Raw genomic sequence first — 26478 nt, forward strand, 5'->3', positions numbered from 1 at the left:
ATGCTAGAAGTCGCCGAAGCCGCCGAAGTCGCCGCCCCCGAAGTCGCCGCCGCCCCAGCCGCCGTCACCACCGCCGAAGTCGCCGCCGCCCCAGCCGCTGTCACCACCGCCGCCGTCCCAGCCGCCGCCGTCTCCGCCGCCGGAGTCCATCCCCTGATCGAATCCCTGATCCTGGCCCTGGTCGAAGCCCTGCGCGAAACCTTGCTCATACCCGGAGCCGGACATCCCGGAGAACATCGCGTCGAACAGCAGCACCGAACCCAGACCCCAGGCGCCGGCCACCAGAGCGGGTTTCCACCAGGGCTCGGAGTACCAGCCGGCGGGCACCGGGCGGCCGGCCACGCGCCCACCCGGGTAGTAGTTCGGGGTGTTCTGCGACGGAGTGGGGGAGGCCTCGATCTGACGGCCTTCGAATTCGACTTTGCGGTCCTCGGTGACGGTGCCCGCGGAGCGCTGGCCGCTGAGCGTTTCCAGCTCCGGTCCGGGATCCATCCCCATCGCGGTGCGTGCGGCCCGCACGTAGTACAGCCCCTCGATGGCACTTTCCTTGGCCAGCAGCGCCTGTTTGGCAGTGGTCGCCTGGTCGATCTGCGACCCGGCCGCGGTGTACCGCTCCGATGCGTCGGCCAACGCCTGCTTGGAAGCTTCGTCGGTACCGGTCAGGCCGATCACCTGGCCACCGAGCCGTTCGATGACCCGGCGAGCGTCGGCCTTGGCGTCCGCCAGCGCGGCGGCGTTGCGCTTGCCGGAGGCGCGCGACGAGGTCACCACGGCCAGCACGATGGCGGCGACGACGAGGATGATCAGGACGAGCAGAACGCCGTTCATGACGTCCAGCGTACCCACAGGAAACCACCAGTCTTCTGGACTGGAGGCGGGCTCTGACGGACTTGGAGCCCAGTGCTCTTACCGATCGCCGCATGTGCGCTCATCATGGCGTTACAACGATGGGGGTGGGCGATGAGTTCCTGGTCACGCGCGCGAGCGCGTCTCACGGTCAGTCGACGAATCTCTGCGAGTACGGGCTGAAGCGTTCGGCCAGCTCCGCGGTGTCGAGGCCGACATCCTCGGGGTGATAGCTCACCCCGCCATGGCGTCCGCGCGGATGCTCGATGCGGAAATCGGCCATCGCAGCTCGGGCGGTGTCGTCGAACGGCTGACCGGCCAGCTCGTAGATGGCCGCGACGGTGGCCTCCTCGGCGGCCATGAAATCGTCGAACCGGACATCGATCGACTGGGCCGCCGGGAGCACATCGCGGTCGCGGACGCAGCCGCCGAGAAGATCTTCACCGCGCGCGATCCAGCGCTTCGAGATGCGCGCCGGATCCGGGTGCGCGCACGCCATCCGTGCCGAATAGCTGATCATCGTGGTCATCGACTGCATCACCTCCACCGGATCCCGATGCGTCACAACGAAGGTCGCATCAGGGAAGGCGGCAAGCAGCGTCGGGAACTGTTCGAGGTGCTGCGGCGATTTCAGCAGCCAGCGGGTCCCGCCGCGCAAGAACTGCAGCGCCTGCAGGCTGCGCTTGAGGTACGCATAGGACGGGCCCTGGTCATGTGATTTGTAGTGCTCCGCGAAACTCGGCAGGTAATAGGTGGTTTCGAAGAGCATCCCGGAAATGTCGTTGGCCAGCAGCTGGATCTCTTCGTGTGCGTGGTCGACGGTCATATCGTGCATTCGCTTGAACTCGGGCATCGATGTGTGGATCATGTCGAGGCCTACGGCACACCGGTCACGGCTGGCCTGTTCGTCGGGTTCCTCGGCCCCCGGGAAGGGTTCCAGGCTCTCCCAGTAGGGCAGGTAGCGAATCGCCGGGTCCGCGGCAATCAGGTTGTGCAGATGTGTGGTTCCGGTGCGGGGCAGCCCACAGATGATGATCGGCCGGTCGATTGTGATGTCCTCGATCTCGGGGTGCTCCGCGATCAGGGCCTCCAGTCGAAGCCGGTTGACGAGGTTGCCCACCAGTTGCTCGAAGACCACCGCGACGCCGATATCGGACAGCCCGGCCTCCTCGCGCAATGATGCACACAGCACACGGAGTCGCTCGCGAAAAGCGAGATCCCCGAAGTCGCTCAGCGCGGCTCGCTCGGCCGCGGCAGACACCATCGCCTCCGGGCTCAGCTGCAGAGTCGCTCCGTACGCGCCGAGCGCCTCCCGGATCGGCCTGGCCGCCTCCGGGTACTGTGGGTCGGCCAGATCGGTCAGGCGGATAGCGGCCGGACGTTCTGTACCCGTGGTCATTTCGCAGCGCCCGTGACGTCCGTGACTTCGACCACCCGACACTGCGGTCGCTGCGGTGTCTCATCGGGCAGGAACCAGCGCAGCCAGATCAGCCCTTTGCGGCGACCGGCGGTGGACACCCAGTTGGGATGGCCCGGATCGCTGTCACTGATCACGATCCGCCATGACCCGTCGGGCTCGTAGACGATGTGGGCGCCGTTGATGGTGACTCGCTCGTAGGTGTAGTCGTAGGTGTGCAGGAACGGATTCCACAGACACAGGTTCCAGAACACGCACGTCGGTGAAGCGCCCTCGACGATCAGCGCCTGTCCCGGTTGGAGTTCGTAGGCGCCCATCGCGTACGCGGCGTCGGCAGCCGACCACCCGTAGGCGCTCTCGGGCACCGGGAAAGGCTCTAGTATCTCGTTGGGTGGATCGATTCGGGTCGGTAGGAACGACAGTTGTTCGTGCAGCCAGGTTTTGGCGGCCCGGAACCGGCGGGTGAGATCGGCGCGGTCGTCGTGGCGACGGGCGGGCGGGTCGATCGCCTCGATGTTCCAGACCGTGCGGTGCCCGGTCTGGGGTTCGGTCAGATAGTCGCGGGTCAGTGCGATGACCGCATCGGGATCGAGTTTGAGCCATGCGCCCGGCTGCGGATCGGGGCTCATGGTGAACTCGAAGTTGCCGTCTTCGTCGAAGTCCAATGACTGGTTGTTTATCGTGCCGACGATGCGGTCGCTGTACTGGCCGTCGTCAGGACCGCCGTAGATCGTCATCGAGAGATAGACAGAGTCCCCGCGGTTGCCGGTGACCCGGTAGGTCCTGGCCGGGTCGACGGGAGCGACCTGATAGAAGGCGTCGGAGTTATCGCCGCCCCACTTCTGGTATGGCCCAATGACATCCACCAGGATCGGGCGCTCCTTGTCGCCCCAGACGTAGGTGTCGACCGCCACCCGAAGCAGGCTGAAGGCCAGTCGGTAGCCGTCGAGGATGTCGGCCTCCTCCAAAGGCGGTTCCGCGGTGAGCAGTTTCTGCTCGATCGCCCGCACCTCGTCGAGCAGTTCGTTGTAGGCGCCCGACAGCGTGGGCACTATCTCGAGATTCGAATCGGTGTCGGTCATGCGTTGTCTCCGTTCGGGTGGGGGGCGCGAATCTGGGTTCCCTGAATGACCAGCGAGCACAGCCTTTCGACGGCCTCGTCGGTCTCGTCGACGGCGCCATCACGCTGCAGGACTTGCGCGGTGTAGAAACTTGTCCCGACCAACAGGTCGAACAGGGTGTCGGCATCCAGATCGGCCCGGACGACACCCTGGTCGATGCCGGACTGCACCAGGCCGCCGAACAGGGTGCGGGTCTCCTGGTCGAGGATCTGTTGGGTTCTGATCTGCAGTTGTGGGTCGCGGTTGCGGTCGGCCAGGATGCCCAGTGCTGCGGCGGCGACCACCGGTTCCCGCCAGAATGCCCGCACCTCTCTGACGAACCGGCGAAGGTCGTCGGCGAAGTTCCCCGAACCGGAGAGCGTGTCGCCGATGGCCGCGGGAGAGCCGAACGCGACGTCGAAGACCACATGCGCCTTCGATGGCCAGCGCCGGTAGATGGTCGGACGGCCGACACCGGCCTCCCGGGCGATCGACTCCATGGACACCTGGTCGTAGCCGACTTCGGTCAGCTGCCTGCGGGTGGCCAGCATGATCGCCTCGTCAGTGCGGGGATCGCGGGGCCGGCCGGGGCTCGGGGCCGGGGCTCTCATCCTCCTGTGATCCAGTTCACGCTGAGTTATGTTCCGTAACGTAACGAAATTTGTCAATAGCCGGAGGATTCGCTACCGGCAGGTACCTGTGCACGGCTCACGTCGTCGCATTAGAGTGCGTCTCGCCAAGTGAGAGAGTGCACCAGTCGGAGAAGGGCATCGATTTCGCGGTGACAATCCGTTCCCGCCTCGCCGCCTTGGCGTGGGGTGCCCGCGTCGGCCGGCATCCGGCGCTGACAACCCTTGCCCTGGTGGCCGTCATCGCCCTGGTGCTGGCGCTTGTCGAGTCCCGGCGAGAGTCCGAATCACCGGTGCCGCAGGCGATTTCGGGTCCCTTCGCACTTCTGCTCGGTGCCTCGACGAACCTCGGTGCGTCCCGTGCGCAGACGGTCCAACTCACTGTCGAGCTGCGGGCTCCCGACAGCCCCGACCGCCTGGTCCGCTGGGCCCGCGACAGTGGGTTGTCGGTGCGCTGGGGCACCGGGCACAACTGGGCGGTGCTGCAGGGTGCGCCGGCAGAGGTGGCGTCGGCATTTCAGGTGCCCGTCGACGATTACCGCGGCCGCCGCGGGCAGGTGTTCTACGCGTCGCCGCTGCAACCCGCGGTGCCGTCGCAATTGCATGACGAAGTCGCGGGGCTGGGGCGCATCCTCAGCTACACCCCATTTCACTCCAACAGCCCGTCACTGCTTCCGCTGGAAGTGCCCAACCAGAGCCTGGCCCCGGACTCGCTGCGCACCACCTACAACGTGAGCCCGCTGACCATGGCCGGCTATACCGGCAAAGACACCACCATCGTGGTCTACGCCTTCGATGGATTCGACCAGTCCGACCTCGATAAATACGCCGAGACGTTCGCGTTGCCGAAGTTCACGCCGGAAGTCGTCGGCGGTATGCCGCAGCAGCGCAGCGGCGAGGCGGCCATGGATCTGCAGGTCGCCCATGCGATCGCGCCCGATGCCCGCCTGGTTCTGGTCAACGCCCGTTCGACGGTCGAGGGTGGCGGCACTTACGTCAAGATCGCCGAGCAGATGGCCTCGGTCGATGAGCAGTTCCCCGGCGGGATATGGACCCTGTCGATCGGGTGGGGCTGCGACAAGCTGCTGACTGCAGCGGATCTTGCCCCGGTCCGCTCGGCGATGGCGGCGGCGCTGGCCCGGGGCACCACGATTTTCAACGCCAGCGGTGACCTTGCCGGACTGGAATGCAAAGGCGGACATGACTGGTCGTCACCGCCCGGCCCGGCCGACGTCGGGCTGGACGCAGTGGCATCGGTACCCGAGGTGACCAACGTGGGCGGCACCGCGCTGTCGACCGACGCGAACTTCCGCTGGCTCGGCGAGCAGGCGTGGATGGACGCGCCGTTGACACAGGGCAGCGGCGGCGGGATCTCGAACCTGTTCGATCGGCCGCGCTGGCAGGCCGGGGTCACGGTGGCGAATAACACCCGACGCCGGATGACACCGGATATCTCTGCGGTGGCCGATCGGTTGACCGGCGTCATCATCGTCGTCAAGCAGCAGTTGGCGGTCGGTGGTGGCACGTCGCAGGCAGCGCCCATCTGGGCCGGGATGGCCGCGGTGATGAACCAGTTCCTGAAAGACAACGGCGGGCGCGCACTCGGCGACCTCAACCCGACGCTGTACCGCCTCGCCGCGAGTGCCCCGCGGCCCGGATTCCACGACATCACCCTCGGCGCCAACGCGGTGGCCGTGGCCGGACCCGGCTACGACATGGTGACCGGCCTGGGCAGCCCGGACGTCGACAACCTGGTGCGCAACATCCTCGATCTGCAGCAGGCGCCGAGGTGACCGACCACCCTGAGACCCCCGGCGAGGCGTACCCGGGCACGATGCCCTGCCACTCCTGCGACCACGACGTCCCCGCGGGCAGGTTCTGTGCCCGCTGCGGCGCGCAACTGAGCGCGGTTCGCGGCGATGGCCCGCGGTGGTTGCGGATTCGTGACTATGCCGCGGCCCCCGGCGAGAACGTCCTGCAGCCGTCGATCGTCAGCTCGGTGTTCCCGTACCTGTCGAACCGGTCGAGCGGAGCGTTTCGGGTGCTGGTGTGGCTGGTTCTCGCCACGCTGGTGGTGTTGTGCGCGTTCCAGTTGGAGGTGGCGATGGTGGCTGCCGCCACGTTCGCCCCACCGCTGCTGTTCCTGGTCTACCTGAAAGAAACCGGAGTCATCGGTGATCTGCTGTGGCGGGTCTGGGTGCCGACGTTCGCGGTCGGTATCGGCGTGGGTGCCGCGTGGGCGCTGTGGACCAACGGGATCGTCGCTGAGTCCTACAGTCTCGGGCTGGGCGTCGAAGTCCCCACCGCGAGGCTCGTACTCGATGCCCTCATCATCCCGTTCGGGGGACTGTTCGCGCTGCAACTGCCCGCCGTACTGATTTGGGTGTCCCGGCCACCACGTCGAGACTCGTTGTACGGCTTCGCCGTTGGCGCACTCGGCGGAACGATGTTCGCGGTGGGCGCCACTGTCGTCCGTTTGGTGTCACAGATCGGCAGAGGTGAGCAGGCCAACGATCAGCCGGTGGCGGACATGCTGCTGGAGGCGGGCATCCGGGGTGTCACGATGCCACTGATGGCCGTCTCGATCGGCGGTCTGATCGGTGCTGCACTGTGGTATCGGAGCGCTGACGGACAGGGGCGTCGCGGCGTGTGGACGGCGATCGTGGTGGGATCGCTGGCTGCACCAGCTGTCTACGCGTGCGTCGGGCTCGTCGACGTTCTTCGCATCACGCCCTACCTGCAGTTCGTGGTCCACGCGGCGATAGCGCTGGTGGCGGTGCTGGCCCTGCGCACTGGCCTGCAGCTGGCGATGCTGCACGAAATCCATGAACCGACGGACGCCGAACAGCCGATCCTGTGCGCGGATTGCGGCCATGTGGTGCCGGACATGGCCTTCTGCCCGGCGTGCGGCGTCGCCTCACAGGCCGCGTCGCGGGCATCCAGGGCGGCGCGCAGGCAGGATCGGCCACAGCCGAGTGACGAGCAGGTGGGCCGATGAGCGCACCTGCGGCGGCCCCGCCCCGTGAGTTGTTCCCCGGCTACTCGGTGCCGTCTGCCGCCTACTCCGCAGTCCCGCTGCGCCACACCTCGTTGTACCGGTTGCTGCTCACCGTCGGTGCGAGCCTGACGGCGATCGTGGTAACGATCGCGACGATTTCGACACTGTTCATCAAGCCCGCGGCGCTCTATTCCTGCCCGCCGGAGTGCGGACGGCCTCCGACCGGAGTGCCGGTCCAGGAGAGTCCGCGGTTCACCGCCGCCGACGGCAGTTTCTCGGTGTCCTACCCCTCGCCGGGGACGAACTACACCATCACCAAAGAGGACTCCGGTGTGTCCGCGGTCTATACCGGCGGCGACGGCGGAACCATGGAGCTGTTCGGGGTCGCCGCTGCCGGCCGGACACCCGAGCAGGTGCTCGATGACCTCATCCGCCAAGCGCAGCCCGATGCGACGGTCGCATACCAACTTCCCAACGCGATGGTCGGCTTCCAACTCGGCCACGGTGAGGTGTTGGACGTCTATCCGCAGACGAGTTCGGGGGACCGCAAGCGCACTCGGATCGTCGTGCTCGTCGCCGTCAAAAACGATCTTGCGCTCGTTGCCGCAGCCATCGGCCCCTTCCGCGAATTCGGTCCGGACAGTGGACCGGGCCTGCCATCTGGAGCCAACCTCGAACTTGCCGAGGATCTCGGCAAATACGTCAACAGCTTTCTGTGGAGGGGAGACCCTCCACGCTAGGGATGAACTCGCGGGAGCTGCGAAATCGATTGAGTCATCGTGGTGCCCGGATGTTGCGTGGCCAGATCGGATCACAGATAAGGAATTTGGCTTCAGTTCCGCTCCGGGAGCGCTGGCGGTGACATATCTCGACGGTGAAAGTGAACTTGAGGAAGGGTTTTTCGCGGTCTGATTCGTTTCCCAAAGTCAGTGGCAATGGTGGAAGGTCTATGTTTTTGGCCGATTTGATCGTGATGAGCGGTTTGCTCACGTGCTGCGGCCTCAGGACTGGATCTGACTGATTGTCAAGCATTTTGAGGTTCACCGCGGTTGGATGGACCGAGACCGCGCCGGGTTCGTGCAAACACCGTAATATTGACGCGGTCGACACTTTACGATCTCCTGACTGATACGAACGAGACTCGAATGGTTGGGCCGGTGAGCAACGAAGAGCGCATTCACGCAGCTCTGCCGGACTACACCTTGGGCGGGTCAATCGGCGGCTGGGGGCAGGTCTTGTCGGCCTCACACAAGCGGTCGCGACGCTCAGTGGCCATCAAACAGATACCTCTGCAGCTGGCGAACGACCCCGCAGTACGTCGGCGATTCGCCAACGAAGCACGCCACCTTCTCGCCATTCGGCACCCGCACGTCGTCCCGGTGTACGACTACATCGAAGACCAGGATCTGTGTCTGCTGATCATGGAATATCTTCCCGGTGGCAGTGTCGAGAGCCGGTTCGCCGACCAGGGTTTCACCGCACAAGAGGCTGTCGCGATCGCGTTGGCGGCAGCCGCCGGCCTGGAGGGTGCGCACCAGGAAGGGGTCCTGCACTGCGAGCTGACGCCCGCGAATCTGTTGTTCGCCGACGACGGAAACATCAAACTCACCGATGTCGGCGTCGCGAAGATCGTCGGTGGTGACAACACCCTGAACCCCCGGGCCGGGGGGATCATCGGCTCGCCTACCTATCTCGCCCCGGAACAGGCTCGTGGTGAATGTGTTTCACCTGCGACCGACGTCTACGCCCTGGCGGCGACGTTGTACTACCTGCTGTCCGGGGTATTGCCCCATCCGCATGCCGGCGACAGCACGACGACCCTGCTCGAGCACGCGTGTGCCGAGCCGATGCCGCTGACCGAGGTGGCGCCCGGGGTCCCGGAGGCGATCTGCGCCCACGTCATGCGCGGCCTGGCAACGGATCCGGCCCAACGGTTCAGCTCGGCGGAGTCGTTCGGTGTCGTGTTGGCCGGATGCGCGGCTCAATGCTGGGGGCCGGACTGGCTGCCGCGCAGTGGCGTCTCGGTTCTCGGCAACGACGCGATCACCACAGCCGCCAGAGCCGCCGCCGGCGGCAATCCCGCTGGGGCCGAGAACTCTTCCCAAGAGCCACCTGTCGATGCGCCGACAAGGGTGCGGCCGGCGCTGAAGCAGCATTGCGTCGAGCATGCCGAAGTCGGCCGGGACCGGGACCGTTCGGGGCCGGTTCGGATCGCCAGGATGGATTCTTCGCGTTGGGCGTTCATCGTCACCGGCGTGCTCGGAGTGGCTGCGCTGGTGCTGGCACTGGTGGGCGTCGCCCAGCCGCAGCGGGGCGGTGACCTGCCGGCGGGTGCGATCAAGGTGGCCGGCGTCGATCCCACTTCGGGTGGCGACGTCGCAGTCGATGCGACCGGTCCGATTCCCATCACCATCACGGGACTGGAGGGGGACCGTGCCATCCTGGCGATGAATGTCCTGGGCCGACGGGTCGATCAGCAGGAGACGTTGCCGATCCCGGCGGGGCGGCGTCGGTTACCGACCACGGTGACGGTGAATCCCTGGTTCCTGGTGGGACGGGCGACCGTCGAGGTGACCGTCGTCAACGGCCACCGCAATGCCGGCACCTATCGGTTCGGCATGACTGCGACACAGCCGGCCTCCAGGACGGCCGGCATGGTTTTTGCCTTCGTCGTGGCGTTGATGGCAATGGCGCTGATGGAAAAGAACATCCGTGCGCTGTCTCGCGGAAGCGAGCCGGCGGCCGGCGGCCTCGGGATACCTGTCTGTGGCGCTGCGGTCGCGGTGGCGGTCGCCGCCCTGGCCTGGATCCTGCTGGGGCGAGAGCTGAGCGCGCCGGGTCTGATCGGGTGCGCCGTGCTGGCCGCGGCCGCCGGTGTCGCGGTTAGTCTCGGCGCGCGGCGGGTCGGTCGCCGGGTCCGCTAGCGCCGCGGCGGGACCGGTCGATGACGATCGTGACCGGGACCGGCCGGGTCGAACATGTGTTCACCGGCGTTTCCGCTGGTAGAACGTGGAGCGGGCGACGGGAATCGAACCCGCGTAGCTAGTTTGGAAGACTAGGGCTCTACCATTGAGCTACGCCCGCGTGCATTACTTCGGACCACAATGTACGGCCCGCCGGAGAACATTTCCAAATAGGGGCCGTTCTTCGACGCCCACTGTGATGGGCAGCCGATCAGGCCTGTGTGCAGGTCATGTGCGTGGGGGCCGTAGGATGCCGTGGGCTTGTGAAGCGAGTCTGCGGCGCAAAAAACGTAGACATGCAGCACGGGGTGTAGCGCAGCTTGGTAGCGCATCCGCTTTGGGAGCGGAAGGCCGCAGGTTCAAATCCTGTCACCCCGACCAGCACGACCCTGTCCACCCGATGACATAGATACAGACAGTCAAGGAGTTACCCGTGAAGAGCACCGTCGAACAGTTGAGCCCCACCCGGGTTCGCATCAATGTGGAGGTGCCCTTCTCGGAGCTGAAGCCCGACTTCGATCGTGCCTACAAGGAGCTGGCGAAGCAGGTCCGGCTGCCCGGGTTCCGGCCAGGCAAGGCACCCGCCAAGCTCCTCGAGGCACGGATCGGCCGTGGCGCGGTGCTGGAGCAGGTCGTCAACGACGCTCTGCCCGCCCGCTACAGCCAGGCCGTGACCACCACTGAGGTCAAGCCACTGGGCCAGCCCGACATCGAGATCACCAAGATCGAGGATGGCGAGTTACTGGAGTTCACCGCCGAGGTCGACGTCCGGCCCGAGATCACGCTGCCCGACCTGAGCGAGCTGAAGATCTCCGTCGATCCCGTCGTGATCGCCGACGAGGACATCGACACCGAGCTGCAGAACCTGCGCGCCCGCTTCGGCACCCTGACCGGTGTCGACCGTGCGGCCCAGGACGGCGACTTCGTCTCCATCGACCTGACGGCGACGGTCAATGGCGAAGACGTACCGGAAGCCAAGACCGAGGGTCTGTCCCACGAGGTCGGTTCGGGCCAGCTGATCGAGGGCCTCGACGAGGCGATCATCGGCTTGAAGTCGGGCGAGAGCAAGGTCTTCACGACGACGCTGGCCGCCGGTGAGCACGCCGGTCAGGAATCGGAAGTCACTGTCACCGTCGGTTCCATCAAGGAGCGCGAGCTGCCTGAGGCCGATGACGAGTTCGCGCAGCTGGCCAGTGAGTTCGACACCATCGACGAGCTCAAGGAGAGCCTCACCGGGCAGGTGCGCCGGCTCAAGAGCATCCAGCAGGCCGAGCAGATTCGCGACGCCGCACTGGAAGCCCTGCTCGATCAGGTCGAGGTTCCGCTGCCGGAGAAGATCGTCCAGGCCCAGGTCGATGACACCGTGCACAACGCCATCCACGGCCTGGATCACGACGAGGCCAAGTTCGAGGAAGCGCTCAAGGAGCAGGGCTCCTCGCGCGAGGAGTTCGACGCCGACGCGCGCAGCAGCGCCGAGAAGGCCGTCAAGACCCAGCTGTTGATGGACGCGATCGCCGACGATCTCGACATCCAGGTCGGCCAGAACGACCTCACCGAGCGACTGGTGCTGATGTCGCGCCAGTACGGCATCGAGCCGCAGCAGCTTCTGCAGGTACTGCAGGAGAACAACCAGCTGCCCGCGATGTTCGCCGACGTCCGTCGGGGCCTGACGGTCGCCGCGGTCGTCGAGGCTGCCACCGTGACCGATACCGACGGCAACGTGATCGACACCGCCGAGTTCTTCGGCTCGCCGGCCAGCGAAGCCGACATCGTCGAAGCGCTCCAGGCCGACGAGGCCGAGGACGCCGGCGAGGACGACGCCGACGACGCTGATGACGACATCGAAGAGGTCGCCGATGCCACTGAAGCCGAGTCCGAGTCCGCCGAAGCGAAGTGACGCTGTGAGCGAAAGCGCGCTCCTACGGGAGTGCGCTTCGCTCGTGTTTGGTTAGTGTCAACGGGAGACGAAGGCGGCTACTAGCCCGTCTGAAAATCAAGGAAGCAGGTATCCGGTTGTGACTGATATGCGATCTGGTTCGGGGCTCAACCTGACCGATTCGGTCTTTGAACGGTTGCTGTCCGAGCGCATCATCTTTCTTGGGTCCCAGGTTGACGACGAGATCGCCAACCGGCTGTGCGCACAGATTCTGCTGCTGGCCGCCGAGGATCCCACCAAGGACATCAACCTCTATATCAACTCGCCGGGCGGCTCGATCAGCGCCGGCATGGCGATCTACGACACGATGGTGCTTGCGCCGTGCGACGTAGCCACCTACGCGATGGGTATGGCCGCGTCGATGGGTGAGTTCTTGTTGGCCGCCGGCACCAAGGGCAAGCGTTTCGCCCTGCCGCACGCGCGGATCCTGATGCACCAGCCTTTGGGCGGTGTCACCGGCAGCGCGACCGATATCGCCATCCAGGCCGAGCAGTTCGCGGTCATCAAGAAGGAAATGTTCCGGCTCAACGCCGAGTTCACGGGCCAGCCGATCGAACGTATCGAGGCCGACTCGGATCGCGACCGCTGGTTCACCGCTCCCGAGGCTCTCGAATACGGCTTCGTCGACCACATCATCACCCGCGCCCACCTCAACGGGAGTGCATCATGACCAACCCCATCCACCCCTCTTTGGATGCCCGCGTGCAACCGCAGGCCCGCTACATCCTCCCCTCCTTCATCGAGCACTCCAGCTTCGGTATGAAGGAATCCAACCCGTACAACAAGCTGTTCGAGGAACGCATCATCTTCCTCGGCGTGCAGGTCGACGATGCTTCGGCCAATGACATCATGGCCCAGCTGCTGGTGCTGGAGTCGTTGGATCCCGATCGCGACATCACCATGTACATCAACTCGCCGGGCGGCTCGTTCACCTCGCTGATGGCGATCTACGACACGATGCAGTACGTCCGTGCCGACATCCAGACGGTCTGCCTGGGCCAGGCGGCTTCGGCTGCCGCGGTGCTGTTGGCCGCGGGTACTCCCGGCAAGCGCCTCGCTCTGCCGAACGCCCGCGTGCTGATCCACCAGCCATCGCTCGGTGGCGTCATCCAGGGCCAGTTCTCGGACCTGGAGATCCAGGCCGCTGAGATCGAGCGCATGCGGACCTTGATGGAGGTCACGCTGGCCAACCACACCGGCAAGGCGCCCGAGCAGATCCGCAAGGACACCGATCGCGACAAGATCCTGACGGCCGCCGCGGCCAAGGAATACGGCATCATCGACACGGTGCTGGAGTACCGGAAGCTGTCCGCCCAGAACGCCTGAGTGCGTTCGGCGCCCCCAGTTGGCAGGACGCAGCGGGGGCGCCGCGGATCCCGGTTCGGTGACGGCAGCGACACGCCAGAGACACGGCTGCGCGTTGCGGCGCTTGTGAACCGAACTAGGGGATATGTTTTGGCGACAATCGAATACCACCGACGCTATTCGCTTTATCGGTCGCCCCTTACCCGGAGATGCGGGTAGCGTCGGAACCGCACCGAACAGAACCCGACACTCCGGTGAACTTTGCCGGCGGACAGGAAGAAGAACCTACGCACCATGGCGCGCATCGGAGACGGCGGTGACTTGCTGAAGTGCTCGTTCTGCGGAAAGAGTCAAAAGCAGGTCAAGAAGCTCATTGCGGGCCCTGGCGTGTACATCTGCGACGAGTGCATCGACCTCTGCAACGAGATCATCGAAGAGGAACTGGCAGACGCTGACGACGTCAAGCTCGACGAGCTGCCCAAACCCGCGGAGATCCGCGAGTTCCTCGAGGGTTATGTGATCGGGCAGGATACCGCCAAGCGCACGCTGGCGGTGGCTGTCTACAACCATTACAAGCGCATTCAGGCGCAGGAGAAGTCGCGTGATTCGCGCGCTGAGCCTGTCGAACTCGCGAAGTCCAACATCTTGATGCTCGGCCCCACCGGCTGCGGTAAGACCTACCTCGCCCAGACGCTGGCCAAGATGCTCAATGTCCCGTTTGCGATAGCGGATGCGACGGCACTGACCGAAGCCGGCTACGTCGGCGAGGACGTCGAGAACATCCTGCTGAAGCTGATCCAGGCGGCCGACTACGACGTCAAGCGCGCCGAGACCGGCATCATCTACATCGACGAGGTCGACAAGATCGCCCGCAAGAGCGAGAACCCTTCGATCACGCGCGACGTCTCCGGTGAGGGAGTGCAGCAGGCGCTGCTGAAGATCTTGGAAGGTACGCAGGCTTCGGTGCCTCCGCAGGGTGGTCGTAAGCACCCGCATCAGGAGTTCATCCAGATCGACACCACCAACGTGCTGTTCATCGTTGCAGGTGCGTTCGCCGGCTTGGAGAAGATCGTCTCGGACCGCGTCGGCAAGCGCGGCCTTGGCTTCGGCGCCGAGGTGCGTTCCAAGGCCGAGATCGACACGCAGGACCATTTCGCCGAGGTCATGCCCGAGGACCTGATCAAGTTCGGTTTGATTCCCGAGTTCATCGGCCGCCTGCCGGTCGTGGCCTCGGTGACGAACCTGGACAAGGAATCGTTGGTCACCATCCTGTCCGAACCGAAGAACGCGTTGGTCAAGCAGTACAGCCGACTCTTCGAGATGGACGGCGTGGAGCTGGAGTTCACCGGCGACGCTTTGGATGCCATCGCCGACCAGGCGATCCACCGCGGCACCGGCGCCCGCGGCCTGCGCGCCATCATGGAAGAAGTCCTGCTGCCGGTGATGTACGACATCCCCAGTCGCGATGACGTCGCCAAGGTTGTCGTGACGAAGGAGACGGTGCAGGACAACGTGCTGCCGACCATCGTTCCGCGCAAGCCGACCCGCAGCGAGCGGCGCGATAAGAGCGCCTAACCACGACATCGGAATAGGCCTCAGGGCTGCGATTCACACCGAATCGCAGCCCTGAGGCCTTTCTCAAGATGTTCGCACGTACGGGGGACAAGCTCTGCTAGCGCTTGATCCGGTCGGGCCTGCTGTAGACGTTCATCGAGTCGCCACGCAGGAACGCCACCAGCGTCAGCCCGGACTGGGTCGCCAGGTCGACCGACAGCGATGAGGGTGCCGACACCGCGGCCAGCACCGGAATGCCGGCCATCACCGCTTTCTGCGTCAGCTCGAATGACGCCCGACCGCTGACCAGAAGTACCGTGCCGCCCAACGGAATCCGGCTCTGTTCCAACGCCCAGCCGATCACCTTGTCGACCGCGTTATGCCTGCCGATATCCTCTCGGACCACCAGCAAAGAGCCGTCCGCACTGAACAGCGCTGCGGCATGTAACCCGCCGGTGGCGGCGAATACCTTCTGGGCGGTCCTCAGCTGTTGCGGCATCGCCGTCAGCGCTTCCGCTGCCACCATCGTGGGGTCGTCGCCGGGGCCGTAACGGGTAATCGTCGCGACCGCCTCCAGGGATGCTTTCCCGCAGATACCGCACGACGACGTCGTGTAGAAATTGCGCCGGATATCAACGTCGGGCATCGCTACGCCCGGAGCCAGTGTGACGTCCAGGACGTTGTAACTGTTGACCCCGTCGTCGGCGCCCCGGCAGTACCGCACCGTGAGGACATCGTCCCGGGTACCGATGACTCCTTCGGTGAGCAAAAACCCTTGGGCAAGCTCGACATCGGAGCCAGGAGTGCGCATCGTGACGGTGATCGCCGCACCGTTGACGCGAATCTCCAGCGGTTCTTCGACGACGAGGGTTTCCGGCCGGTCGACAGCCGAGGTGCCGTCCGCTGTCGCGGTCAGGTGGGATGCCCGCCGCCGTGCGGTCACTCTGCCCATGCGGGTTCCAGTCGGATCACGACGGCCTTCGACACCGGAGTGTTGGATTTCACCGCAGTGTGGTCGAGGGGGACCAGGGGATTGGTCTCGGGGTAGTAGGCGGCCGCATTCCCGGGCGGTGTCGCATAGGGCACCAGCATGAAGTCCTTGGCCCGTCGCTCCTCGAGATGACCGTCGGCACCGGTGAATTCGGAAATGAGGTCGACGCGCTGGCCTTCGCGCAGTCCGAGCGCTGCGAGATCGGTGGGGTTGACGAACACGACCCGACGTCCACCCTTGACCCCGCGGTAACGGTCGTCCAGACCGTAGATGGTGGTGTTGTACTGGTCGTGGCTGCGCAGGGTCTGCAGGATCAACCGACCCTCCGGAACCTCCACCCATTCCAGCGGATTCACCGCGAAGTTGGCTTTGCCTGTGCTGGTGTGGAATTCGCGCGAATCCCGGGGCGGGTGTGGTAGCTGGAAACCGTCGGGTGCCCGCACCTTGGTGTTGTAGTCGGTGCAGTCGGGGACCACGTCGGCGATCGCGTCGCGGATGCTGTCGTAGTCGACGGCGAACTGTTCCCACGGCACCGGGTGGGCCGGTCCGAGCAGAGTCCGGGCCAGTTGGCAGACGATGGCCACCTCGCTGCGCAATTGGTCGCTCGGCGGGTGCAGGCTGCCGCGCGACAGGTGCACCATCGACATCGAATCCTCCACCGAGACAAGCTGTTTGTGGCCATTGCGGATGTCGCGGTCGGTGCGTCCCAGGGTGGGCAGAATCAAGGCGGTGGTGCCGTGCACGAGGTGACTTCGGTTCAGCTTCGTCGAGATCTGCACCGTCAGCGCGCAGCTGCGCAACGCCGCCTCGGTCACCGAGGTGTCCGGGGTGGCGGAGACGAAATTGCCGCCCATCCCGATGAAGACCTTCGCGCGGCCGTCGCGCATGGCGCGAATGGCGTCGACGGTGTCGTAGCCGTGCTTGCGTGGACTGCTGATACCGAATCGCGAGTCCAGTGCCGCGAGGAAGGCCTCGGGCATCTTTTCCCAGATGCCCATCGTGCGGTCGCCCTGCACGTTGGAGTGCCCGCGCACCGGGCACACCCCCGCGCCGGGCTTGCCGATCATGCCGCGCATCAGCAGCAGATTGGTGGCCTCACCGATGGTGGCGACCGCATGGCGCTGTTGGGTCAGGCCCATCGCCCAGCAGATCACTGTCCGCTGCGAAGCGGCGAGCATGTCGGCCACCCGCCGCAGCTGCTCGTCGCCGATGCCGGTGGCCTCGGCAACGGTGTCCAGATCAACTGCGCGGGTTTGCTTTTCGTATTCATCCCAGCCGGCGCAGTGCCGCTCGATGAAGTCGCGGTCCAGGACGGTTCCCGGTGCGCGGTCCTCGGCCTCCAGCAGCAGCCGGCCCAGACCGGCGAACAGCGCCATGTCGCCGCCGATGCGGATCTGCACGAATTCGTCGGCGATGGCGACACCGTCGCTGACCACGCCACGGACCTTCTGCGGGTCCTTGAACCTCATCAACCCGGCCTCGGGCAGTGGGTTGACGGCGATGATGTTGGCGCCGTTGGCCTTGGCCTTCTCCAGGATTGACAGCATCCGGGGATGGTTGGTGCCGGGGTTCTGCCCGGCGATCAGGATGCAGTCGGCGTGCGCGACATCGTCGACGGTGACAGAGCCCTTGCCGATGCCGATGGATTCGACGAGCGCCGTGCCCGAGGATTCGTGGCACATGTTCGAGCAGTCGGGCAGGTTGTTGGTGCCAAAGCTGCGTACCAGCAGCTGATAGAGAAAAGCGGCCTCGTTGCTGGTACGGCCCGAGGTGTAGAAGCACGCTTCGTCGGGACTGGCGAGCCCGTTCAGTTCGGCGGCGATGAGTCGGTATGCATCGTCCCAGTCGATCGGGCGGTAGTGAGCCTCGCCGGGCCACAGCACCACCGGATGTGTCAGCCGGCCCTGTTGGGACAGCCAGTACTCGGGTTTGACCGCGAGTTCGTCGACGGAATGTCTGGCAAAGAAATCGGGGGTGACGACGCGCTTGGTCGCCTCTTCGGCGACAGCTTTCGCTCCGTTCTCGCAGAACTCGGCCAGCTTGCGACCACCGTGTTCCTCTGGCCACGCGCACCCGGGGCAGTCGAAACCGTGCCGCTGATTGAGCTTGGACAGTGCCAGAGCGGTACGGGTGGGACCCATCTGGTCCAGTCCGCGTTGCAGCGAGACCATGACCGCTTTGACCCCGGCCGCCTCACCTTCGCGGTGAGTGACGATCACTGCCTGCTCATCGACTGTCGCGGTGTTATCGCGTTCGGGATGTCGACGGTTTGCCATGTGTCCAGGGTAGGCCGCAGGAAAGGATCGATGGCCAAGGGGCGGGATGCACTAGCCGATTTGCTTGTCTCTACGCCGGTGGATCGATGATCTGGACCACCCCGGCCGTGACACCGGCGACGAACAACCGCCCGGTCGTCGAATCCACGCCCAGGGTGTACGGGTTCTGCACCGTCGCCAACCGGGTGATCTCGCGCGGCTTCGGCTGACTCATGTCGTATCCGACCACCTCGTTGGTTCCTGACGAGGCCACCCATAGCCGGTCGCGAACCGGGTCGTAGGCGATCCCGTACGGTTCACCGGCTTGGGGCACGCTCGCGACTTGTTCGGGCTGCGGTCGCGGGGTGAACACCAGCACCGCATTACCGCGGGTGTCCGCGGCGATCAGGCGGCCGTGTTTGTCGGCCACCAGATGCGTGGGGCCGGCGCCGGCCGGGGTCGATCCGACGATGGTCAGCGAGTCGGTGTCGTACACGGTGAGGTTGTTTCTGCGGACGTCGAGCAGGCCCATCGAATTCCCCACCGCCGCCAGCCCGGCGGGCTGGACGCTGTCGGTGAAGACTTTCTCGATCTGGTCGCCACGCAGGGCGGTGACCGTTCCGCCATGCTCATTGGCGACGAAGACGGTGCCGTTCGGTGCTTCGGACGCATCGTGGGGGACCGTGCCGGTGATGATCTGCGGTTCGGCCTTCCCGTCGGGCAGGTCGACCCTGACGAGCGCATTCGCGCTTTCGACCGGCACCAGTACCGGGCCGCCGGGTTTGGCGAGTTGAAGGTGTCTGACGAAGCCCGGCAGCGGAGTGCGGCCGATGACTTCGCCGGTGTCGGCGTTGAGCCGCACCAGCGCGTTCGGGTTCCGGGTCGCGACGGCGACGACTCTGGTGACGGCATCGACGGCCACGCCTTCCGGTGCGTCACCCGCCGCGACGATCCGCCCGGGAACCGGGCCCGCGGGCGCGGGGGCCTGACCGGGTTCGGCCGGCGGCGGCAGGGCATCGGCCGGCGGGCGCGAACCCACGGTGGGGACGCCGGCGGGCAGCAGTCCCGTCGTGGTCGGAGTCGCTTCGGAGGCCGGTTCGGAGGGTGGCGCGGAGGGCGCCGGAGTGGGACCGCAGCCCGCGAGCAGGAGTGCCGCGATTGTTACGGTGGCGAATCGGCGCGTGCTCATCTTCCCTCGATACCCGTTGCCAGGGCGGTTGACGCCTCAAGACAGCGAACTCCGCATTCTCACGTTGACGCGCACGTAACAGAACCGGAACCCGGTGTTCCTAGTGTTGGCCGGTCAGCGCCCGCGATCCACGGGGGGCGCATTGCACGAATAGGAACTCAATTGAGCGGAAATGCAGTCCGTCTGCAGGCGATCAACGATGTAGAGGCATACGTACCCCCGACAGCCAGCTTCGACCCGGGTGAGGCGCCGGGCGAGATTTTCGGCGCGAATGTCTTCAGCAAGTCGGTGATGCAGAAGCGCCTGCCAAAGGGTGTCTACAAATCCGTCATCGCGACCATCGAACACGGCGCGAAGCTCGACCCTTCGGTCGCCGACGCGGTCGCTTCCGCCATGAAGGACTGGGCGCTGGAAAAGGGTGCCACGCACTACGCGCACGTCTTTTACCCCATGACCGGATTGACCGCCGAGAAGCACGACAGCTTCCTTGAGCCGGTCTCCGATGGCCAATCGCTGGCCGAGTTCGCCGGCAAGACCCTGGTCCAGGGAGAGCCCGACGCCTCCAGCTTCCCGTCAGGCGGCCTGCGCAGCACCTTCGAGGCGCGGGGCTACACCGGCTGGGACGTCACCAGTCCGGCGTACATCCTGGAGAACCCGAACGGCAACACGCTGTGCATCCCGACGGTCTTCGTCTCGATGACCGGCGAGGCGCTGGACTACAAGACGCCGCTGCTGCGCAGCCAACAGGCGATGGGCGCGCAGGCCGAACGCATCCTGAAGTTGTTCGGGCACAAGGACTTCGACCACATCGTGTCGTTCTGCGGTCCCGAGCAGGAGTACTTCCTGGTCGACAGGCACTTCTTCCTGGCCCGTCCCGACCTGATCAACTCCGGCCGCACCCTGTTCGGCGCGAAGCCGCCCAAGGGCCAGGAGTTCGACGACCACTACTTCGGTGCCATCCCGGACCGGGTCCTGGCGTTCATGATGGACACCGAGCGTGAGCTGTTCAAGCTTGGGATCCCCGCCAAGACCCGCCACAACGAGGTCGCGCCAGGTCAGTTCGAGATCGCGCCGATGTTCGAGCGGGCCAACATCGCCGCCGACCACCAGCAGCTGCTGATGACGACTTTCAAGACGATCGCCAAGAAGCACGGCATGGAATGCCTGTTCCACGAGAAGCCGTTCGCGGGCGTCAACGGTTCCGGTAAGCATGTCAACTTCTCGCTGGGCAACTCGGAATTCGGCAGCCTGCTGGTCCCGGGTGATACCCCGCACGAGAACGCTCAGTTCCTGGTGTTCTGTGCCGCGGTCATTCGCGCGGTGCACAAGTTCGCCGGCCTGCTGCGGGTGTCGGTGGCTTCGGCTACCAACGATCACCGCCTCGGAGCCAACGAGGCCCCGCCCGCCATCATCTCGATTTTCCTCGGCGACCAGCTCGCGGATGTCTTCGAGCAGATCGCCAAGGGCGCGGCCACCTCGTCCAAGGGCAAGGGCAGCATGATCATCGGCGTCGACACGTTGCCGATCCTGCCGACGGATCCCGGCGACCGTAACCGCACCAGTCCGTTCGCCTTCACCGGCAACCGCTTCGAGTTCCGGGCGCCGGGTTCGGGGCAGACCATCAACGTGCCGATGATCATCCTCAATACGATCATGGCCGACTCGCTGGACTACATGGCCACGGTTCTGGAGAAGGCTGTCGGTGAGGGTGAGAAATTCGACTCTGCGGTTCAGAAGCTGCTGACCGAGATCATCACCGAGCACGGCGCCGTGGTGTTCAACGGTGACGGCTACTCGGAGAACTGGCAGACCGAGGCGGCCGCCCGCGGCCTGCCGAACCTCAAGACCACCATCGATGCCATTCCTGAGCTGGTCAAGCCGGAAGCTATCGAGGTATTCGAGAAGTACGGTGTGTTCAACGCGCGCGAGCTGCACAGCCGCGAAGAAGTCCGGTACGAGACCTACGTGCTGACCGTCAACGTCGAGGCCAAGCTGACGCTGGAGGTGGGCTCCACCGTGATTCTGCCCGCGGCCATCCGCTACCAGACCGAGCTGGCCTCGAACGTCGCGGCTCTCAAGGCTGCCGGCGTCGAAGCGGACACCACCTTGCTGACGACGGTCTCAGCTCCGATCTCGGAGCTGACCAGTGCTCTGGCGGCGCTCAAGACGGCGTTGGGTGCACATGGTGGTGACAGTGCCGAGGCCGAGGCCAAGCATGCGCAGAGCCTGCTGCCGCTGATGGACGCCGTGCGGGCTGCCGCCGACACGCTCGAAGGCCTGGTGGCTGACGACCTGTGGCCGCTGCCGACCTACCAGGAGATGCTCTACATCCTCTAAAGACGCTGGTGACGAGGCACTTACTGCACCTGGGGCCGCGCCCGGGCCGCAGTGAGTGCCTCGTTCCGCATCGGGGCCCTCGCCGGCGCCGCTGACCATCTGGGCCTGTCGCCGGGCATGGCCCTCGCGGCGCACGAAGTCCGACACCCGCAACCCGGCAGCCTCCCCAAGTCGCGGTCTGCTGCAGGCGGGGAAGGGAAACGGCGGCTTTCACATCGAGCGAACCAGTCCGGTCGGTGACGGCGGCGCGGACAGTCGGGCGAGCATGGCCGGGCCGTGCGCGAATCATGTTCGGGTCCAAGGGTTTGTCGATCATTGTTGTGGCCCTTGGCTGAAAGCGCTAGGGCCGCAAGCGGTCTAGTAGCACATCGGCGAACGTCATCGAGTCCATCGTCTGGTCGCCCTTCTTGCCGGTGCCCGCACTTGGTCGGGTGACCAGAGGTCGATGTACTGCTTGAGGGGCAGTCTCCCTGTGGCACTGGCATATTCGCCAGTCGACTTACGTCGCTCGACGCCTCACAAGCTGCACTGGCGAAGCGGATACCCGCAACTGGTGAGTCGGCCCGCTGTTCATCGAGTGCTCGCAGAGGACTAGAAGCCGGACCGGTGCTGAGCGCCCCGGTGAGCGCCCCGGTAAGCGCTGTGGTGGCGTTTTGGCGCGCCGGTCCGGTAGCTGGAGCCGGTCCAGAAGGGTCACGCCGGCTCCGCCGTCAATCGAGCTTGACCGCTCTCTCGGTCGTCCGAAATGGTGTCCGGCCCGTCGATGATCGTGGCTACGATGGAGTTCGGCGGGACCACAGCCGCCGAACGCAGGGAGTGCGCATAGTGTGCGCTATCGACGGTAGTGCCGGACGGGTGGCGATCGACGCCGTCCATTGGCGGCCGTCTCCCGGACTGGACGCAGGCAATGGCTGACCCCGTCTACGGCTCCGTCGGCGTGATCGTTGTGGCGACCCGCGGTACCGCAGGACCGGGAGAGGCTCTGCTGACAGTCCGCGGGTCGCGCGAGGCGTATTTGGCGTGGTCGACGGATCCCTTGCCAAAAGGCACCGAAGTGCTGGTGATCGGTACCCGCGGTGCGCGCACGGTCGACGTCGAGCCCTGGCTCACCACGGATTTCGCCATCTAATTGTCGATACGAAGCGAGGAATCAAATGCTTGGTTATAGAGTTCCGGCACCAGATGCGGCGATGCTGATCTCCGGCGCCCGCGGTCGCGGTGATGCGCCTTTCCGGGTGGTCACCGGGCACGGCGCCTACATCATGCCGTTCTTCCGTAAGGTCCGCTTTCTCACCCTGGCGATGTGCGAGTCCGAGGTGGCAGAGAAATGTGTTACCCAGCAGGGGATTACGTTGAACGTCCGCGCCGTGATCGCCTTCAAGGTCGGCAACGACGAACAGAGCATCGTCTCGGCGGCGCAGCGATTCTTGTCCGACCAGAACCAGATGTCGGTGCTCACGGGCCGGATTTTTTCGGGCCATCTGCGCTCGATCATCGGTTCGATGACTGTGGAGCAGATCATCCGAGAGCGCCAGAAGCTGGCGACGGAGATCCTCGACGGTTCGAAGGAAGAGATGGCCAAGATCGGACTGACGGTCGACGCACTGCAGATCCAGTCGATCGACGACGGCGACCTCGGCTACATCCTGGCGATGTCGGCGCCACACAACGCGGCCATTCAGCAGCAGGCGCAGATCGCTCAGGCCAAGGCGGACCAGGCCGCCGCGGAGGCGGAGCAGGAATCCCAGCGCAACCAGGCCGAATTCGCCCGCCACACCGCGATCGTGCAGGCTCAGTACAAGGCCGAGGTCGACAGGGCTCAGGCCCAGGCAGCTCAGGCCGGCCCCCTGGCGCAAGCGCAGGCTCAGCGCGAGGTTCTCGAGATGCGCACCGAGTTGGCGCAACGTGCGGCCGAACTGCGGCAGCAGGAACTGGTCGCCGAGGTGGTAAGACCCGCCGAGGCCGAGGCAGAACGGGTGCGGATTCTCGCCGTCGCCGACGCGGAGAAGATGAAGATCCAGGCCGAGGCCGCAGCGTCACATGACCGGGTGGCACTGGACCGGATGCTGATCGATCAGCTGCCCGAGATCGTCAAGCAGGCCGCGCAGGGCTTGGCGGGCGCGAATCTGACCGTCCTCAACGGCGCCAGCGGACTCAGTGAGGTAGCGACGGGGCTCGTCGGGCAGGGTCTGGCGATCTTCGACTCGTTGCGCGGCGGTCTGGACGGACATCGTGCCGACGACCTCACCGAGCAACAGCCGGCGGAGCTAACCGGGCCCGCCGCGAACTGATCCGCGGGCATGACGGGTTGCGGGTTCGCCAAAGCCAGCGGATCAGGTGGCGCGCACTGTCCCTGGTGTGCAAGAGCCGCCGGAAGGCCGTCCGCGACCGAGTGGGAGTGGACCGGTGAGGTATCCGGGCTCCGTCGCACCGGATCCACCGCAGAACACGGTGAGTCGCTTCCTGGCGACGCCACCCCGCCCTCCTGACCAACCACGCCACATGTCAGGCATCCCAGAGGCAGTCTTCGGAGCCGATCGTGATCACCGCGGTTGGCCGCGCAACGGTTGGCCGGGATACAGGTCGAGTTGCAACTCACCTTCGCTGACGGCTGCCGTGCCGGCGACGAATAGGTGGCGCATGGCGATGGACGGACGGGGTCGACATAGGTTGCTGTGACAGTGATCTGGTGCGGGTCGAGGACGATGTCAGCGTCGGCGCGCCCACGCCCAGGGCGAACTTAAAAAATCCCGTCACGTTCCCGTCCCCAGAGGGTCGCCGGTTATGTCTTGCCGAGCAGTTCCCCACCGGGGGCTGCCCCCAGCAAAGGTCCCTCGCGAGTCCCGATTTCGGGGACTTTCACCTCTGCTGGCGACAAGACCTGCTCAGCTGACCAGCGCCACCGAGTGCGCCCGGCGTAGCTTGCCCGACGGAGTTTTGGGGATCGTTCCGGGACCGAGGACCACGACGTTGCGCGGCCGCATATCTACCTCGGCGACCACCTCGTGGGCGACCTCGTGTTTGATCCGGCGCACCTCGCCGGCATCTTCGAATGCATTCGATTCGACGGCGACAGCGAAGGACTCGCGCGAATGTCCGGCGTCCAACCGCACAGCGACCGCGCAGCCGGGGCGGACACCGGTTACGCGCCCCGCCGCGCGCTCCACGTCGGTGGGAAAGACGTTGCGGCCGCCCATGATGATGACGTCTTTGACACGGCCGCAGACCACCACATGGCCCTGCTCGGTCAGGTAGCCCAGGTCGCCGGTGTTGAACCAGCCCTGTCGATCCTGGGTGGCGACGTATCCGCCCATCGTGAGATAGCCACGGCTGAGCGGTTTGCCGCGCAGTTCGATCACGCCGACTCCGCGGGCAGGCAGGATGGTTCCGGCGTCGTCGACGACGCGCGCCTCCAGATCTGCCAGCAGTGGCCCCAGGGTGGCCAATCGAAGCGTGTTCCCCTTGGCGGCGGGCACCGCGCGGTGCAGCGCGCAGAGCATATCGGCGTCGACCTCGTCGACGATCAGCCCCGCGGACAACTCTGAGAAGGACACCGCAACTGTCGTTTCGGCCATGCCGTAGGCCGGCAGGATCGCTTCGGGCTTCAGCCCGAACGGGGCGCCGGCTGCGCACAGTTCCTCGACATCGCCGGGATCGACGGGCTCTGCGCCGGACAGCGCGAAACGGAGGCTGGACAGATCGAACTCGCGGGGCTTGGCCTGCTTACGCAGTCGCTTCGCCAGCAGCGCGTACGCGAAGTTGGGGGCGGCCGTCATGGTGCCCTTGTATTTGTCAATAAGCTTGGCCCACAACAGAATATCGCGCAGAAAGTCCATCGGGGTAATCTTCACCAGCTCGGCCCCGAAGTACATCGGTACCGTCAGATAACCGGTCATCCCCATATCGTGGAACAGGGGAAGCCAGCTCACGATGACGTCGGTGTCCATATCGAACCCGGCGCCGACGAACATCGCCTCGGCGTTGGAGACCAGGTTGCTGTGCGTGATTTGGACGGCTTTGGGGGAGCCGGTGGACCCCGAGGTCAACTGCATCAGTGCCAGATCGTCCTCGCCGGTCTCCACCGGGTCGATTGGGTCGCCGGTCAGCAGTTCGGGCGCGGTCAGCACGGCGACTCCGCGCTCGGCGAGCACCGGCGCGGCCACCATGAAGGGTTCGGAGACGATGACCGCCCGAGCCTGGATCATGTCGATCACATTGGCCGTATCTTCGGCCCACTGCACCAAGTCGGTGCGGGGTGTTGGCTGGTGCAGCATGGTGAGGCTGGCGCCGCGCATCCACAGACCCTGGGCTACCGGTGCAATCTCCACAGGCGCGCCGGCCAGGACGCCGACAGCGTCACCGGGCCCTACCCCGGCCGCTGCCAGTGCGCCCGCGACGCGCCGGGCGCGCTGGTGTACATCACTCCAGGTTTGGCGCAGAGGAGCTGACGGCTCGCCCGTGACGAATCCGTTTTTGCTGGTACGCGCGTTTTGGTACATGACTTCGGTAAACCTGCTCATGACTGCCTCTCGCGATAGCGAAGCGCATGAGCCTGGGTCCAGGGGCGTCGGCGCTGATAGTGACAGGACGGGTGAGCAGACGCCCCCCGTTGTCTGGAGTGGACGTCTTCGACGGTCGAGAAATCGCGCCGTAAGAATTCACTGAGGGGATCTTAAGGCCACGTCACGGGAAATTGGCTACTTGATCTTCTGGGCGATTCGTTATCACCCCGTGTCTTCCCGCTCCCGCGCAGGTCAGCGCGATATTGGTCGACTCTGCGAATGAGTGCCATCTCGTCACAAATTATGTTCCGGTCCGCCGAGAGATGTTTTGCCCGGCTGATCCTCAAATCATAGATCGGACGATTTTTTCATAGGGCTCTCTCGCTCGAACGGCTCGCTCCGCCACCAATCTCTCCATACTCGGTATGGATAATAATTGTGCGTTCTATTATTCGT

The 26478-nt window shown here is 65.3% G+C and carries 19 protein-coding genes and 2 tRNA genes; 12 read left to right on the top strand and 9 right to left on the bottom strand.

What is annotated here, in order from left to right; translation table 11 throughout:
* Window positions 1–3 precede the first annotated feature (3 nt).
* From H7J73_RS05175 to H7J73_RS05190, 4 genes are all read right to left on the bottom strand, one after another.
* Window positions 4–828: a DUF1542 domain-containing protein gene (locus H7J73_RS05175; protein WP_264066175.1), complete on the bottom strand. Its 825-nt coding sequence runs from the start codon at window positions 826–828 to the stop codon at window positions 4–6.
* A gap of 169 nt (window positions 829–997) precedes the next feature.
* Window positions 998–2245 carry a sulfotransferase family protein gene (locus H7J73_RS05180; protein ID WP_264066176.1) on the bottom strand — a complete coding sequence of 416 codons (1248 nt, stop codon included), beginning with the start codon at window positions 2243–2245 and terminating at the stop codon, window positions 998–1000.
* On the bottom strand, window positions 2242–3345 hold the full coding sequence (locus tag H7J73_RS05185) for a DUF1214 domain-containing protein (protein WP_264066177.1): 1104 nt from the start codon (window positions 3343–3345) through the stop codon (window positions 2242–2244). The genes H7J73_RS05180 and H7J73_RS05185 overlap by 4 nt, the downstream gene beginning before the upstream one ends.
* Window positions 3342–3974 carry a TetR/AcrR family transcriptional regulator gene (locus tag H7J73_RS05190; protein WP_264066178.1) on the bottom strand — a complete coding sequence of 211 codons (633 nt, stop codon included), beginning with the start codon at window positions 3972–3974 and terminating at the stop codon, window positions 3342–3344. Before H7J73_RS05190 ends, H7J73_RS05185 begins: the two co-directional genes overlap by 4 nt.
* 251 nt (window positions 3975–4225) lie before the next feature.
* Between H7J73_RS05190 and H7J73_RS05195 the strand changes: the two genes are divergently transcribed.
* The 4 genes from H7J73_RS05195 to H7J73_RS05210 all read left to right on the top strand — a co-directional run bounded on the left by H7J73_RS05195 (window position 4226) and on the right by H7J73_RS05210 (window position 9914).
* Window positions 4226–5785 carry a S53 family peptidase gene (locus H7J73_RS05195; protein WP_435405428.1) on the top strand — a complete coding sequence of 520 codons (1560 nt, stop codon included), beginning with the start codon at window positions 4226–4228 and terminating at the stop codon, window positions 5783–5785.
* Entirely contained in the window at window positions 5782–6990 is a 1209-nt protein-coding gene (locus H7J73_RS05200) for a zinc ribbon domain-containing protein (RefSeq protein WP_264066180.1), read from the top strand. The genes H7J73_RS05195 and H7J73_RS05200 overlap by 4 nt, the downstream gene beginning before the upstream one ends.
* Window positions 6987–7730, top strand: a complete 744-nt coding sequence (locus H7J73_RS05205) for a hypothetical protein (protein WP_264066181.1) — start codon at window positions 6987–6989, stop codon at window positions 7728–7730. Before H7J73_RS05200 ends, H7J73_RS05205 begins: the two co-directional genes overlap by 4 nt.
* A 417-nt stretch (window positions 7731–8147) precedes the next feature.
* Window positions 8148–9914 (top strand): serine/threonine-protein kinase, encoded by a 1767-nt coding sequence (locus tag H7J73_RS05210; protein ID WP_264066182.1) that lies wholly within the window; start codon window positions 8148–8150, stop codon window positions 9912–9914.
* Between the two features lie 86 nt (window positions 9915–10000).
* On the opposite strand, the gene H7J73_RS05215 is transcribed toward H7J73_RS05210, so the two are convergent.
* A tRNA-Gly gene (locus tag H7J73_RS05215) sits at window positions 10001–10074 on the bottom strand.
* Window positions 10075–10257: 183 nt separating this feature from the next.
* Between H7J73_RS05215 and H7J73_RS05220 the strand changes: the two genes are divergently transcribed.
* The 5 genes from H7J73_RS05220 (at window position 10258) to clpX (ending at window position 14769) form a co-directional block, all read left to right on the top strand.
* Window positions 10258–10334: transfer RNA gene (locus H7J73_RS05220), tRNA-Pro, on the top strand.
* A gap of 52 nt (window positions 10335–10386) precedes the next feature.
* Window positions 10387–11850 (top strand): trigger factor, encoded by a 1464-nt coding sequence (tig, locus tag H7J73_RS05225; RefSeq protein ID WP_264066183.1) that lies wholly within the window; start codon window positions 10387–10389, stop codon window positions 11848–11850.
* A 127-nt stretch (window positions 11851–11977) separates the two neighbouring features.
* Window positions 11978–12559, top strand: a complete 582-nt coding sequence (locus H7J73_RS05230) for an ATP-dependent Clp protease proteolytic subunit (RefSeq protein WP_264066347.1) — start codon at window positions 11978–11980, stop codon at window positions 12557–12559.
* Window positions 12556–13215 (top strand): ATP-dependent Clp protease proteolytic subunit, encoded by a 660-nt coding sequence (locus H7J73_RS05235; protein ID WP_264066184.1) that lies wholly within the window; start codon window positions 12556–12558, stop codon window positions 13213–13215. The genes H7J73_RS05230 and H7J73_RS05235 overlap by 4 nt, the downstream gene beginning before the upstream one ends.
* A 273-nt stretch (window positions 13216–13488) precedes the next feature.
* Window positions 13489–14769: an ATP-dependent Clp protease ATP-binding subunit ClpX gene (gene clpX, locus H7J73_RS05240; protein WP_264066185.1), complete on the top strand. Its 1281-nt coding sequence runs from the start codon at window positions 13489–13491 to the stop codon at window positions 14767–14769.
* 97 nt (window positions 14770–14866) lie between these two features.
* Here the strand turns inward: clpX and fdhD are convergent, their stop codons facing one another.
* The 3 genes from fdhD to H7J73_RS05255 form a co-directional block, all read right to left on the bottom strand.
* Window positions 14867–15700, bottom strand: coding sequence for a formate dehydrogenase accessory sulfurtransferase FdhD (fdhD, locus tag H7J73_RS05245; protein WP_264066186.1), 834 nt, complete (start codon window positions 15698–15700; stop codon window positions 14867–14869).
* Window positions 15688–18015, bottom strand: a complete 2328-nt coding sequence (locus tag H7J73_RS05250; protein WP_264066188.1) for an FdhF/YdeP family oxidoreductase — start codon at window positions 18013–18015, stop codon at window positions 15688–15690. Before H7J73_RS05250 ends, fdhD begins: the two co-directional genes overlap by 13 nt.
* A gap of 70 nt (window positions 18016–18085) precedes the next feature.
* Complete coding sequence (locus tag H7J73_RS05255) at window positions 18086–19183, bottom strand: Vgb family protein (protein WP_264066189.1); 1098 nt, start codon at window positions 19181–19183, stop codon at window positions 18086–18088.
* A gap of 162 nt (window positions 19184–19345) precedes the next feature.
* On the opposite strand from H7J73_RS05255, the gene H7J73_RS05260 reads away from it, so the two are divergent.
* The 3 genes from H7J73_RS05260 to H7J73_RS05270 all read left to right on the top strand — a co-directional run bounded on the left by H7J73_RS05260 (window position 19346) and on the right by H7J73_RS05270 (window position 23811).
* A complete protein-coding gene (locus tag H7J73_RS05260; RefSeq protein ID WP_264066190.1) occupies window positions 19346–21520 on the top strand; it encodes a glutamine synthetase III family protein in 2175 nt (724 codons plus the stop codon).
* A gap of 907 nt (window positions 21521–22427) precedes the next feature.
* Entirely contained in the window at window positions 22428–22649 is a 222-nt protein-coding gene (locus tag H7J73_RS05265; RefSeq protein ID WP_264066191.1) for an NfeD C-terminal domain-containing protein, read from the top strand.
* A 25-nt stretch (window positions 22650–22674) separates the two neighbouring features.
* The gene (locus tag H7J73_RS05270) at window positions 22675–23811 is read left to right on the top strand and encodes an SPFH domain-containing protein (protein ID WP_264066192.1); all 1137 of its coding nucleotides are present in this window, start codon (window positions 22675–22677) and stop codon (window positions 23809–23811) included.
* 594 nt (window positions 23812–24405) lie between these two features.
* Here H7J73_RS05270 and H7J73_RS05275 read toward each other — a convergent pair.
* Window positions 24406–26040 carry a fatty acyl-AMP ligase gene (locus H7J73_RS05275; RefSeq protein ID WP_264066193.1) on the bottom strand — a complete coding sequence of 545 codons (1635 nt, stop codon included), beginning with the start codon at window positions 26038–26040 and terminating at the stop codon, window positions 24406–24408.
* Between the last annotated feature and the right edge of the window lie 438 nt (window positions 26041–26478).

Source organism: Mycolicibacterium komossense (assembly GCF_025822605.1).
Taxonomy (GTDB): Bacteria; Actinomycetota; Actinomycetes; order Mycobacteriales; family Mycobacteriaceae; genus Mycobacterium; species Mycobacterium komossense.

Coding starts and splice junctions, on each gene's coding strand:
- H7J73_RS05180 (WP_264066176.1), bottom strand. CDS start 2,245: ATGACCACGGGTACAGAACGTCCGGCCGCTATCCGCCTGACCGATCTG.
- H7J73_RS05230 (WP_264066347.1), top strand. CDS start 11,978: ATGCGATCTGGTTCGGGGCTCAACCTGACCGATTCGGTCTTTGAACGG.
- H7J73_RS05275 (WP_264066193.1), bottom strand. CDS start 26,040: ATGAGCAGGTTTACCGAAGTCATGTACCAAAACGCGCGTACCAGCAAA.
- H7J73_RS05255 (WP_264066189.1), bottom strand. CDS start 19,183: ATGAGCACGCGCCGATTCGCCACCGTAACAATCGCGGCACTCCTGCTC.
- H7J73_RS05190 (WP_264066178.1), bottom strand. CDS start 3,974: ATGAGAGCCCCGGCCCCGAGCCCCGGCCGGCCCCGCGATCCCCGCACT.
- fdhD (WP_264066186.1), bottom strand. CDS start 15,700: ATGGGCAGAGTGACCGCACGGCGGCGGGCATCCCACCTGACCGCGACA.
- H7J73_RS05185 (WP_264066177.1), bottom strand. CDS start 3,345: ATGACCGACACCGATTCGAATCTCGAGATAGTGCCCACGCTGTCGGGC.
- H7J73_RS05205 (WP_264066181.1), top strand. CDS start 6,987: ATGAGCGCACCTGCGGCGGCCCCGCCCCGTGAGTTGTTCCCCGGCTAC.
- H7J73_RS05270 (WP_264066192.1), top strand. CDS start 22,675: ATGCTTGGTTATAGAGTTCCGGCACCAGATGCGGCGATGCTGATCTCC.
- H7J73_RS05235 (WP_264066184.1), top strand. CDS start 12,556: ATGACCAACCCCATCCACCCCTCTTTGGATGCCCGCGTGCAACCGCAG.
- clpX (WP_264066185.1), top strand. CDS start 13,489: ATGGCGCGCATCGGAGACGGCGGTGACTTGCTGAAGTGCTCGTTCTGC.
- H7J73_RS05175 (WP_264066175.1), bottom strand. CDS start 828: ATGAACGGCGTTCTGCTCGTCCTGATCATCCTCGTCGTCGCCGCCATC.
- H7J73_RS05265 (WP_264066191.1), top strand. CDS start 22,428: ATGGCTGACCCCGTCTACGGCTCCGTCGGCGTGATCGTTGTGGCGACC.
- H7J73_RS05250 (WP_264066188.1), bottom strand. CDS start 18,015: ATGGCAAACCGTCGACATCCCGAACGCGATAACACCGCGACAGTCGAT.